At 51.0% G+C, this 12710-nt stretch carries 9 protein-coding genes; 5 read left to right on the forward strand and 4 right to left on the reverse strand.

What is annotated here, in order from left to right; translation table 11 throughout:
• Positions 1-19 precede the first annotated feature (19 nt).
• The 4 genes from P9B68_RS10095 (at position 20) to P9B68_RS10110 (ending at position 5812) form a co-directional block, all read left to right on the forward strand.
• A complete protein-coding gene (locus P9B68_RS10095; RefSeq protein WP_277668962.1) occupies positions 20-1834 on the forward strand; it encodes a sensor histidine kinase in 1815 nt (604 codons plus the stop codon).
• Positions 1831-2805 (forward strand): substrate-binding domain-containing protein, encoded by a 975-nt coding sequence (locus P9B68_RS10100; RefSeq protein ID WP_135659412.1) that lies wholly within the window; start codon positions 1831-1833, stop codon positions 2803-2805. Before P9B68_RS10095 ends, P9B68_RS10100 begins: the two co-directional genes overlap by 4 nt.
• A 13-nt stretch (positions 2806-2818) precedes the next feature.
• A complete protein-coding gene (locus P9B68_RS10105) occupies positions 2819-3862 on the forward strand; it encodes a galactose ABC transporter substrate-binding protein (RefSeq protein WP_135659414.1) in 1044 nt (347 codons plus the stop codon).
• A 102-nt stretch (positions 3863-3964) separates the two neighbouring features.
• Entirely contained in the window at positions 3965-5812 is a 1848-nt protein-coding gene (locus P9B68_RS10110; RefSeq protein ID WP_277668963.1) for a zinc ribbon domain-containing protein, read from the forward strand.
• 103 nt (positions 5813-5915) lie between these two features.
• On the opposite strand, the gene galE is transcribed toward P9B68_RS10110, so the two are convergent.
• The 3 genes from galE to P9B68_RS10125 are packed head-to-tail and all read right to left on the reverse strand — an operon-like array spanning position 5916 to position 9185.
• Positions 5916-6914 (reverse strand): UDP-glucose 4-epimerase GalE, encoded by a 999-nt coding sequence (gene galE / locus P9B68_RS10115; RefSeq protein WP_135659418.1) that lies wholly within the window; start codon positions 6912-6914, stop codon positions 5916-5918.
• Positions 6911-7882, reverse strand: a complete 972-nt coding sequence (gene galT / locus P9B68_RS10120) for a galactose-1-phosphate uridylyltransferase (protein ID WP_277668964.1) — start codon at positions 7880-7882, stop codon at positions 6911-6913. The genes galE and galT overlap by 4 nt, the downstream gene beginning before the upstream one ends.
• Before the next feature lie 16 nt (positions 7883-7898).
• Positions 7899-9185: a galactokinase gene (locus tag P9B68_RS10125; RefSeq protein WP_135659422.1), complete on the reverse strand. Its 1287-nt coding sequence runs from the start codon at positions 9183-9185 to the stop codon at positions 7899-7901.
• Positions 9186-9599: 414 nt separating this feature from the next.
• On the opposite strand from P9B68_RS10125, the gene P9B68_RS10130 reads away from it, so the two are divergent.
• A complete protein-coding gene (locus tag P9B68_RS10130) occupies positions 9600-10469 on the forward strand; it encodes a flagellin N-terminal helical domain-containing protein (RefSeq protein ID WP_277668965.1) in 870 nt (289 codons plus the stop codon).
• A gap of 55 nt (positions 10470-10524) precedes the next feature.
• On the opposite strand, the gene P9B68_RS10135 is transcribed toward P9B68_RS10130, so the two are convergent.
• Complete coding sequence (locus P9B68_RS10135; protein ID WP_277668966.1) at positions 10525-12615, reverse strand: cell division protein FtsA; 2091 nt, start codon at positions 12613-12615, stop codon at positions 10525-10527.
• Positions 12616-12710: the final 95 nt, after the last annotated feature.

The following is a 12710-nucleotide window of genomic DNA, read 5'->3' on the forward strand; positions in this document are numbered from 1 at the left end:
TAGAACGGAGGGAATGCTATTGCGGAAAAAAACAAGAGAAATATTGGATAAAATTACACATTTTCTGCAAAAAAGAAGCCTGCAGTTTACAATATCGCTTACCTTTACCGCAGTTTCGGTGGTGGGAATGCTGATTGTCGGTTTTTCTCTGTCCCTGCGGTACATCGGGCTGAGCGAAAAGATGATTTCCGAAGACAATACGCACATGGTCAATCAGGTGAACCTGAATCTGGATACCTATCTTCGCAATATGATGCGTATTTCCGACTCCATGTATTACCGCGTGATTAAGAACGCGGATCTGTCTACCGACAATATTGGCGATGCCATGAGTTTGTTGTATGAAACGAACCACGACTTGCTGGTCAGCATCGGGGTTTTTTCCAGCACTGGCAAGGTCATCGCCGCCGAGCCGCTCGCGCAGCTGAAGCCGTCCGCTGGGGTAACCGGCCAAAGCTGGTTTCAGAACGCTTCGCAGAAAATTGAAAACAGCCATTTTTCAACCCCCCATGTTCAGAATCTTTTTGTGGATCCGGATAATAAATATCATTGGGTAGTTTCGCTCAGCCGCGCTGTGGAACTGACCAATGCCGGCTCAATCACTAAGGGCGTCCTGTTGGTAGACATGAATTTCAGCGGAATTGAGCAGATTTGCAAGAACGTGGATATGGGAGAATCCGGATACATTTACCTGACCAACCGGAACGGAGAACTGATTTACCATCCGCGGCAGCAGTTGATCTATTCAAATCTGATGCAGGAAAACAATATCGCCGCCGCGCATTACGACGACGGCAGCCACAGCGAAACCTTTCAGGGGCAGCGGCGCATGGTGACCGTAAAAACGGTGGGCTATACCGGCTGGAAAATCATCGCCGTAACATCTATGCAGGATATTGCCTCGAATTACCAGCAGCTTCGCATTTTCGCGTGGTTCTTTATTTTCTTCTCGATCTTCCTGATGGTTTTCCTGAACCTGTTCCTTTCTTCGCGCATCGCCAACCCGATTAAGGAGCTGGAACATTCGGTGAAAGACCTTGACAAGGGGAACCTGAGTAGTGTGGATATTGCTATTTCCGGTTCCTATGAGGTTCAGCATCTGGGGAAGACGATCCGCTCCATGGTAGACCAGCTTCATAAGCTTATGGACGATATCGTTGCCGAACAGGAATCCAAGCGGAAAAGCGAACTGGATGCGCTCCAGTCCCAGATTAACCCGCATTTCCTTTATAATACGCTTGATTCCATCATCTGGATGATTGAAAACGAGCGCTATGATGGCGCGGTCACTATGGTTACGGCGCTGGCGCGGCTGTTCCGCATCAGCCTTTCCAAGGGAAAGAATATCATTTCCGTTGCGGATGAACTGGAGCATGTGCGCAACTATCTGACCATTCAGAAGATGCGCTATAAGAACAAATTTGTATATGAAATCGACGCGGAGCCGGAAATGCTCCAATATGCAACCATTAAACTGATTGTACAGCCCCTTGTGGAAAATGCGATTTACCATGGCATGGAGTTTATGAGCGGGGACGGGGAAATAAAAATCCATGCCTACCGGAAGGAAGACAGCCTGTACATTGATATTATCGACAATGGCCTCGGAATGCCCCAGGAACAGGCGGACGCGCTTTTAACGGAAGAAGCCCCGCGCGCGCGTGGAAAAGGCTCCGGAATCGGGCTGAAGAATGTACAGGAACGCATCCAGCTTTATTTCGGGAAGGATTACGGACTTGCGATTTACAGCGAACCGGACGAAGGCACAACCGCAAGAATCCACCTTCCGCTGAAAACGCTGGAAGAACTGGATGAAGGAGGAGACGCCAAATGACCCGGAAAAAGGTTCTGGTGTTTTTCCTGATTCTTTTCGCGTTTATCAGTTCTTTCGTTCTGTTGAACCGGGAGCGCTATTTCGGCAAAAAAATCGTCAGTCCTTATGAAATTTCGGTAATCTGCCGAAGCAGCAGCACGGCAAGCAGCACGTCTGTCCGGCAGGGAATGGAGCAGGCGGCGAAGGATTTGAATGCGGAAATCAGTTTTATTACGCTTCAAAAGGAAAACAGCGCCGAAGAGCAGGTTTCCCTCTTGAAGCGGGAAATCCGCAACGGCGCGGACGCGGTTGTCATCTCGCCCGTGAATTCGGAGGATTTAGAGCAGCCCGTAAGGGAAGCGATGAAAAGCGTTCCGGTAATCGCCATGCAGTCCACGGTGGAATCGATTCCAAATCTGCCGCTCATCTCCTGTGATAACGAAAAGCTTGGTAGCGCCCTGGCGCAGGCGGCCGCCGGGGACGGAAAGAACTTGCTCCGGATTGCTATTCTGCGCAACAGTATGGATTGCAGCAGCATCCGCCGCCGCTATGACGGCGTGATGAAAATTCTTGATGAGGGCAAAAACAAGATCGAGTACTGGGATATTCCCAACGGAAGCCAACAAGCGTACGATACGGCAAAGGGAATGCTTCTGAGCAGCGCGGCGGACACCGTCATTGCGCTGGACGCTTCCACGCTGGAAGCGGTGGCAAAAGCGGAACAGGACTTATCAAAATCCGGCTTCACCAAAGTGCGTATTTTTGGAATTGGGCGAACGGATACGATTGTTTCTCTCCTAGACAGCCGGATTATCCGTTCGGTCGGCGTGGAAAACGAGTACAACCTTGGATATCTCAGTATTCAGGCCGCGGTCGATAAAATCAATAAAAAGCCGGATTCGCACGATCCCAGCATTAATTTTGCCGTGATAAACCAGGAAAATATGTACAGCTCGGAAAATCAGAGGCTGCTTTTCCCGTTTTCAAGATAAGAGGAGGGGTTCTATGAAAAGAGTCTTTTCAGCAGTATTTGCCGCGGTGTTCCTCCTTCTTCCGCTGGTTGCCTGCAGTTCCTCCGGTGGAAAGGATAAAGTGGATACAATTAAAATCGGCGTTACGCTTTACCGCAAGGATGACACTTTTGTGGCGAGCCTTTGCAATGACCTTGAAAAAATTGCGAAGCAGATGGAAGCCAAGTCTGGCAAGAAGATTGTTGTGAACGTGGTTGATGGGCAGTCAAGCCAGGCGCTGCAAAACGATCAGGTGGACAGCTTTATCTCCCGCCATTATGACGTGATCTGTGTAAATGAAGTGGATCGCACGTCCGCCGCGGTGATCGTCAACAAAGTCAAAGCGGCCGATATCCCGGTGATTTTCTTTAACCGCGAACCTGTCGAAGAGGATATCCGGCTGTGGGATCGCGCGTACTATGTCGGCGCGGACGCGGCTCAGTCCGGGCAGCTTCAGGGCGAAATTATTGCGAAGGCCTACGCGAAGGATCCGGCTTCCATTGACCGCAACGGCGACGGGAAAATCCAGTATGTGATGCTGGAAGGCGAACAGGAGCATCAGGACGCCCTGCTGCGTACGGAATATTCCATTAAGGCGGTCACCGGGGCGGGAATCAAGGTGGAAAAGCTTGCCGACGAAATTGCAAACTGGCAGCGCGCGCAGGGGACGGCAAAAATGAACCAGTGGCTTACGAAATACGGGGATCGCATCGAAGTCGTATTCTGTAACAACGACGATATGGCCCTTGGCGCGATTGATGCGATTAAAGAAAGCAAACGGAAAGTAAAACCGATTGTCGTGGGTATAGACGCGACGGAGGGGGGCGTAAACGCCATAAAGGACGGCAGTATGTTCGGAACGGTTTATAATGACGCACGGGGGCAGGCCAAAGCGATTTTCGACCTTTCCTATGCCTTTGCTACCGGCGAAGACCCGGCGAAAACGGTCAAACTGCAGGGCGGGCATTACGTTTGGGTACCCTATCGTATGGTAACCATACAAAACGCGGATGATATTCTTTCAATCCTTCAAAACTAAATTTTACCTTTTGCTTTGATAATATTTGACAAAGTTTTTAAAGTCAAATATAATATTATCGCTAAGCAATTATGCAAAATAAACAGGAATAGGAGATTAGAAATGGCAACTTGCAAAAAGTGCGGTGCCGAAATGGAGAATGGCCAGACGATTTGCTCCCAGTGCGGGGAACCGATTGAAAATTCGTCTGAAAGCCAGCCCGCCGTTGCGGACAGTAAAGAAAATTTAGAAAACGAAGCTCCGGCGCAAGCTCTTGAGGAAGAAAACACCGGAGCGCAGCATGCGCAGGAGGCGTTTCCACAGCGTGGGCAGCCTTCCCCGAAAGCGAAGAAAATCGCGATTATCGCAGCATGCTGTGCCGTATTGCTCTTTATTTGCGGATTCGCGGCAAAAACATATTTTGCCCGTGACCTGAAAATGATGATGATGGGGAACGGCAAATATATGCAGGCGTTGGAAAAAACCTGCACCGAAGCGATTACCGATCGTGCGGTCGGTTCGCTCGACATGGTCATGAATCAGCTTCCCGCTAAGAAAAACGCTACGGCGGAAGAATTTAAGGGCTCCATGCACATTGATCTGGACAACAGCTTCAAGGGGCAAATCAAGCAACAGCTCGGCGGCCACGACGAAATACTGAATAAGACTCTTGACTACATAAACTCGATCACGATGGAGGGCAGCTCCAATGTGAACAACCAGCAGATGCAGGGCAACGTTTCCTTTAATGACAAGTCCGGTAAGCTGGTTTCCGTAAATATGTTTATGGATAAAGACGGCAAGTATCTTGTGCAGCTTCCGGAAATATCAAAAACCTATCTCAGCATGGAGAATATGCAAACCGCCAATCCGGCATTCGCGGTTTCGAAAGTGGACTATGATTCCAATAAGCTGAAAGCTAGTCTACGTGCGTTAACGCAGCCGTACGTCGAGGCTGTGCAGAACGGAAAAATTACGGTGCAGAAGAACCAGAGCCTGAAAGTGGAAGACATAACGGTCAACAACGCCGCGAAAATTTCCGTAACCCTGAGCGCAGGCCAGATGAACCGGATTATGAAAAAGACCCTGGAAGTGCTCAAGAAGGATGATTATCTCTGCACATATCTTTCGGAAAATTACAATGCCTTCTTCCCAAATGAAAAGATCGATAAGGAAAAATTCAAGGAAATGATTGACGCCTTTGCCCAACAGCTTGGCAGCGACACAGACGAAAAGGCGGCGCTGACGGTTTCTGCGTATGTCCTTGCGGATGATACGCAGGTTGCCCGCAGCTATGAAATCAGCGAAGCTTCGGCAAAGGTTACTTTGAACCTGGCGTTCCAAAAAAAGCAGTTTGCCGCAAATGTCCTTGCGGACGGGAAAGAATGTTTTTCTGCAAAACTGCTCTATAATACGGCGGACAGCGGCGTCATGCAAGTTCTGATAAAAGACAAGGATAAGGCCCAGGATGCCGGCCTCAAAATTGATTTCGCAAATGCGAAGATGGAGAAGTTCGCGAACAGGGATATCCTTCTGGGAACATTTACGCTCTCCCTTTATGACCCGAAGGGTACGGTTCAGAACGCGATCCAGTCGTCCCTCGAACGGAACGAATGGGCGAAGAATTTGTCCAAGTCAACCATTAAACTGGAAAATTCCATCAAGAATGATCAGCTGCTTTCCAATTGCACATTCGATTTAAAAGGATTGGCCTCTATCAAAATGAGCACCCAGTCGAAACCGAAAACCAGCAACGCGATTACAATGCCCGCTGTGAAAGAAAACGAAGTGCTGAAAATGGTCTCTTCCGGCACGGGTGAGGGCCAGGAAGAGCTACAGAAAAAATATGCCGGCGATTTTATGGCTTATCTGTCCGAACAGCTCGGCAAAGATAAGGATCTGGCGGATCTGCTTCAGCAAGTAGGCATCAATAAAACCATGGTTGATTTTTACCGCGCACAGTTGAAATAAAGCCAATGTGGCAAAGGGAAGGGCGCCGCACCGTGAGCGGCGCCCTTCCCTCATGCAAAAAAGGAACCGCCCGGAGGAGCGGTCCCTTTTCATTTTATTAACATCAGGAATTATTTTTAATAAAGTTCCAATTATCCCGGCACATATCGTCCAGGGAATACTTTGCTTCCCAGCCAAGCTCCTTTTTTGCTTTGGAAACATCGGCGTAGCAGACGGCAATGTCGCCGGCTCTGCGCGGGGCAATTTTATAATTTACCTTTTTTCCGCTGGCCTTTTCAAAGGCGTGAACAACGTCCAGCACGCTGCTTCCCTTGCCGGTGCCAAGGTTATACGCCTCGGCGCCCTCAATATGCGGGAGCTTCTCCAGCGCCTTCAGATGGCCGTTTGCAAGGTCGCACACATGGATATAATCGCGCACGCCGGTTCCGTCCGGGGTCGGATAGTCGTTACCGAATACGCTCAGGCATTCCAGCTTGCCGACGGCAACCTTCATGATATACGGCATCAGATTGTTCGGGATACCGTTCGGGTTTTCGCCGATCAGGCCGCTTTGGTGTGCACCGATCGGGTTAAAGTAGCGCAGAAGCGCAACCTTGAAGTTTTTATCCGCAAAGCAGACATCCTTTAAGATGTTTTCAATCATTAGTTTGGTGCTGCCGTAGGGGTTGGTAGTGGAAAGGGGCATGTCCTCCTTGAACGGAGCTTTGTTGTTCATGCCGTAAACCGTTGCGGAAGAGCTGAACACAAGCTGGTAAACCTTGTATTTCCGCATTAACCGCAGAAGGTTGAGGGTGCCGGTCAGGTTGTTGTGGTAGTATTCTAGTGGCTTTTCAACGGATTCGCCAACGGCTTTCAGCCCAGCGAAATGAATCACAGCGTCGATTTTATTTTCCTCAAAAATTTTTTCAAAGCCGTCATAATCGAGCATGTCGCACTCGTAAACCGGGAAGGTTTTTTTGGTCAGCTTTTCAACAATTTTCAGTACTTCGGGCGAAGAATTGCTATAGTTGTCCATTACAACGATATCATAGCCGTTGTTCAGAAGCTCAATGCAGGTATGGGAACCGATATATCCTGCTCCGCCGGTTACTAATACTCTCATTTTGAATTCTCCTTATAACGTTTGTATGCCTCGCGAAGCTCCTGTGCGGTTTCTTCGGGGCAGGTTGGGTTACAGCACGCCCATGCGCCCGTTTCACTGGAAGCGTTGAACTTTTGCTTTTGCGCGCTCCGCATCGGGGGGAAGAATTCAATGTGGAAATGGAAATCCTTTGAATAATCACCCATGTTGACCGGAGCGTTGTGCATGCACATCATGTAGGGGAACTGGTAGCCAAACAAACTGTCCAGCATCCCGACGGTGTCGCGGATGGTCAGCCCCAGCTCTGTTTTTTCTTCCACGGTGAAGTCCGTCATATACTCCGTATGGCGGTTGGAGAAGATGTACACGCCGTAGGGGTATTCGCAGTAAAACGGAAGGAACACGGTAAAATACCTGTTTTTAAAGATGATACGCTTGTTTTCCTTCAGCTCATTTTCCAGCATATCGCAAAACAGGCATTTGTGCTTTTCTACATAATACTCTTTTGCCGCGCCGGTTTCAAGCTCCAGCTTTTTTGGAAGGAAAGAATATCCGTAAATTTGACCGTGCGGATGGGGCATGGTTACGCCCACCGCTTCGCCCCGGTTTTCAAACGGGAAGATATATTTTATTTTTTCATCCGCGCGCATAAGGGTGAAGCGTTCGCACCATAGGTCCACCAGCTTACGCATATGCTCGTCCGAAAGCTCCGGCAGGGTCTGCGTGTGTTTCGGCGAATACAGGATGACCTCGCATTTGCCGTAGCTGGGTCTTACCTTGAAGAAATCGGTCGCAACGTCGTCCGGCTCGGGCGGGTTTTGCGACAGCGCCGGAAAATCGTTGTCGTATTCCATTACCTCGTAATCCGGCACATTGCCGAAGCTTGGGCAGAACGGGCAGTAGTCCTTCGGCATCTGCGGGCGGTTCTGCCGGTTCGACGCAATCATAATCCAGTCCTTTATCAGCGGATGCCATCTTAATTCAGCCATAAAAATCCTCCATACTTTATAAAATCCTTGTGCCGCCGACCGGCCGGATTTTCAGCACGTGACAGCTACCCTTGCCCAGAACAGCCTCCATCTTTTCGATGAATTCTTCCAGATACGCGTCCGGAACAAAGGTCTGTACCGTTCCCGCAAAGCCGCCGCCGTGCACGCGGTAGGCCCCGCCCTTTTCGCTAAGATATTTCTGGCAGAGGGCGAGCGTAAGGGAAACGCCCTGTTCCTGCACATGGGACGGCGAAAAAACGTTTTGCAGATACATATAAGACGAATAGCCGCTTTCGATAATCAGCTTCTTAAATGTTTCGAAATCCCCGCGGTTTAAAGCTTGGGCCTCTTTTTTTGCCCTTGCGTTGTCCGCGTAAAAATGGAGTGCGCGCAGCACCGCGCGGTCGCCCGCCTTTTTCCGCACTTCCAAAATTTCCCGTTGGAATGCGTCCTCGCTCACTTCGGAAAGGACGTCCTTCCCGAAGTACGCCGCAACCGCCTTCATTTCGGCCGGAATCGCCGCGTAATCGGGGGTCAAATCGGCATGGCTTCCCTTTGTATCGATGATGCACAGCGAATATCCGCATTTTCCGAAATCGAAATCAACCTTTTGCACCACCGGGTTTTCGGCGTCCTTAAAATCGATGGCGACGAAGCCGCCGACCGAGCTGGCCGCCTGGTCCATCAGCCCGCAGGGTTTCCCAAAGTAAACATTTTCTGCATACTGGCCGATCTGCGCGATTTTCAGCGCGCTTTCCTTTCCGCCGCAGAACAAATCGTTTACAATGGTGCCAATCAGCACTTCAAATGCCGCTGAGGAAGAAAGCCCGGACCCCGAAAGAACGTCCGAGGTGGTGTAGGCTTCAAATCCGCCGACGCGGTAACCCATTTGCGCGAATTTGCTTAAAATTCCGCGAATCAGCGCGGGGGAGGTGTTCTGCTCCGCTTCTTTTCTTTCCAGATTACCTGCGTCCAGTACGTCTGCGGGGTATTCTTCAGATTCCACTCGTACCCGGTTGTTATCCCCTTTCGACACGACGGCGATCACATCCAGGTTCACGCTTGCCGCAAGCACATTCCCGCGCTGATGGTCGGTGTGGTTGCCGCCGATCTCCGTCCGTCCGGGCGCGCTGAAAATATTGATGTCCCGATCCGTTCCATATCGTTTTTCGAAAGCTTCCACCGCCTGAAGCAGACGGTTTCGGTAATCCTTTGCTTTATCCGGGCCGCAAACGTAGAGGTACGCCAGTTTTTCGTCCAAATTCCCGTTTGCAATCCATTCCTTTGCCTTAGAAGAAAGCACCGTAATCCCCCCAGTAAAAATATTATGGAATATCTGACTCTATTCTATGCCAATCATCCGGTTTCCACAAGGACAAAATTCTCAACTTTATGGAGAAATGTTGCAATGAAAAAAGCACCTCCATGTGACTCGTTTCCGCGTTTCTTCAGCTTCAGACGGCCTTGCACTTGGGCAAACTGAGAGGAGAAATGCTCATCGTCGAATCCGGACAAGAAGCTGTGTTTGCCCACCCGTTCCTTTTGCGATTATGGACACAAAATACCGCTTTTATTGCAACCGTTTTTAACCCGAAGGGTCCGCAGTATTTTTCTTTTTAGATGTTTTAATCTTTTTTATGCTCCGGACGATATATAATTATAGTTTGCAGGCGCAGCGAAAGGACTCGCTGCGAACGGATTTTAAGGAGAAGGAACCATGCGCATCCAACACAATATTAGTGCGATGTTCGCACTGCGTAACATTGCGATAAACCAAAGGCTGTGCGAGCGGAGCCTTATGCGCCTTTCTTCCGGTTACCGCATCAACTCGGCTGCCGACGACCCGGCCGGCCTTGCCGTTTCCGAGAAAATGCGCTCGCAGATTCGCGGGCTCAGTGCCGCACGGAATAACACGCAGGACGGTATCAGCCTGCTTCAAACTGCCGAAGGAAACCTAAATGAAACGCATTCCATTTTACAGCGGATGCTGGAGCTTGCAACGCAGTCGGCGAACGGGACGTATCGGAATGAAACGGATCGGAAGTTTGCCGAAAAGGAATTTAATGCGCTCAGGGAGGAAATTGATCGTATTGCGCGTACGACGCATTTTAACGGTCAGTATCTCCTCAACGGCAATTTCGCTAAAAAGGAAGGTCCTAAACCCGGGGGATTGACGCTTCAGGTCGGGGCGGACAGCTCCGAATCCAGCCGGTTTACGGTATTCCTTCCGGACATGAGCGCCGCGGCAATTGGCCTTTCCGACGCTTCCATTGCCACGCAGGAAGACGCACAGAAGGCAATGGGGTTGATTCAAAAGGCAATAGACAGCGTTTCAGAAGCAAGGGCCGGGATGGGAACGGCGCAGCGGACCCTGGAGCGCACACTAAGCTGCATTGATACCATGTCGGAAAACCTGATTTCCGCGGAAAGCCGTATCCGGGATGTGGATATGGCAAAGGAAATAATGGAGTTTTCCAAGCACAATATCCTTGTGAGGGCGGGCATGGCAATGCTCGCGCAGGCAAATCAGCAGCCGCAGCTTATTTTAAAGCTGCTGGATTCCTGTTACGTCAAAAAGGACAAATAGCAAAAAGGAAAGCTTCGGCGCCGAAAATCGGCGCCGAAGCTTTTTCTGTCTATGTTTACTGCCTTTTTTCCCAATAGATGTCGACATAGTCGCCGTCCGCAAGGGTTTGCAGGTATGCCGCGTCCTGTCCGTTCACATGCAGGACAATGTTCCCCTGCGGCTTCGACAGGTCGATGTCTACCAGATTCAGCATGTCGATCAGGCGGTACGGGGTTTTGTCCGGCTTTGGATCCAATAAAAGCGGGGCGTGATTCAGCGTAATGTGAACCTTGTTCTCCGCCGGCGCGGAATCCGGTTCCTTTGTGGGTGTTGCTTCCGGACGAGGTTCGGGCTGTACCGGCTGCGAAACGGGCTGCTGATCCACAACTGCCTGCGCATATTCAATCCGGTCATCCTTAGAAAGCACCGTATCCGGTTCCGCCGGTTTCCCGTTAATGGTGCAGGCTCTTTCTTCGTCTTCCCCCAGATACCGGAGAAGCTCCCGCAGCGTGCCGACGGAATAGGTGCGCACCTTGTCGCGGGCGCAGAGCTTCTGCTCCGGTTTGGCGGGCTGGCCGTTCACGGACGCGTGGGTGCCGATTTCCACTTCCATGCCGTTAAAAAAGACTTTGCAAGGTTCTTGGAAATGTACAACATCCCCTAAAGAGGGATGCGCGTTTTCGCCCGGGACAGCCGGTTCGAATAGAATTTCGTCCCCGGCTTTGATAATGGCGGTAATGCCGCTTTCCTCGCCGTTGAGCAAAATGCGCGCGGGCTTCGGGTGGCCGCCGTACAGGACTTTTTTCTCGCCGTTCAGTTCGATAATCATGCTTTGCCCGGAACGGCTGATAAACTGGCTGTAAGTGTAGCCGTTCATCAGCAGAACGTCCAGAACGGTCAGCTTGCCGCTACGGAACAGCTTTGCCCGGCTGCCGTTCAGCCGGATGGAAAAGCTGTCGTTGATCAGATTGAGCGCGGCGGAAACGGCTATCCCCAGCGGGGTTGCAAATTCCGGCCCGGTTACGTCCGTGTCGGACGAGGAAACATGCATAAGGAAATTGTTTCCCCCGATTGCCGCGCGGGTCGGCGGAAGCTTCAGATATTCCGCAACGCATTCGCACAGGCCGGGCAGCTTGCTCCCGCCCCCGACCAGAAAGACGGCGGAAGGCGCGCCCCCGTTGGCCTCGATAATACGGTCGCAGATTTCTTTGCAAAGAGTCCGCATAACCGGTTCGGTTTCGCGCTTCACTTCTTCCGGCGCAACGGTGTGCTCAAACCCGAGAATATCCTTGAACGAAATCTCACTTTCGCCGCTCATCTTCATTTTTATATCTTCTGCCGCCGTAAAATCGACGAGGTATTTTTTCATAATCGCTTCGGTGATTTCGTCGCCGGCAATCGTCGCCATGGTGTAGCCCACCACGCCACCGTCCTTGGAAATGGCAATATCCGAGGTCCCCGCGCCGATATCCACCAGGGCCAGGTTTAACAGGCGCAGCTTCTGCGGAATAGCCGCGTTCATGGCAGCGATCGGCTCCAAAGTCAGGCTGGCGACTTCCAGCCCGGTTTTATGCATGGTGGTATACAGGCTGTCCACAACCTCGCGCGGCAGGAACGTGGCGATTACTTCCACGCGGATGCGCTGGCCGCGGTGGTCAAGAAGGTTCGATATCGGGTAATCGTCCAGCAGGTATTGCACGACGGAATAGCCTACAAGGTAGAATACCGGCTGGTTGCCGTCGTCGGTTTCGGGGGCAAACTGGCACTCCGCCGCTTCAATCGCGCCTGCTTCCAGCCGACTGATGGTTTCTTCGTCGATGGACTGCGACGGGTTCAGATCCATTTCATAGGAGGCTCTCTGCGTCCGGAGTGCGCGCCCCGCCGCCGCGACGCAGACGTGCCGGAGCGGGTAGCCAAGCCGTTTTTCCAGTCGGCTTTTGACAATACCCGCGATACGGCTTACCTGCTCAATATCCTCAATCTGCCCGTCGATCATGGCGCGCTTCGGATGCTCAACGGTTTCCACGGCCAGAATTCGCAGCATCTCGCCGTCCATTTCGCCGACAACGCCAATCACGCTCCGGGTGCCGATATCGAGCGCAAATACATAATCTTCCGGCGTTTCCCCGGTAGCCGTATTCTGTTCCTTTTGTGTTTCCATTTGCATCGTTCGGCCTCCACTTGCAGAATTTCCAAATTACGATTAGAATTCCATTTTATTTTACTATAAGTTTATTTGAATTGCAATCAAATCGTCGGATT

The sequence above is a fragment of the Caproiciproducens galactitolivorans genome (assembly GCF_029266045.1).
In the GTDB taxonomy this organism is placed as follows: domain Bacteria; phylum Bacillota; class Clostridia; order Oscillospirales; family Acutalibacteraceae; genus Caproiciproducens; species Caproiciproducens galactitolivorans.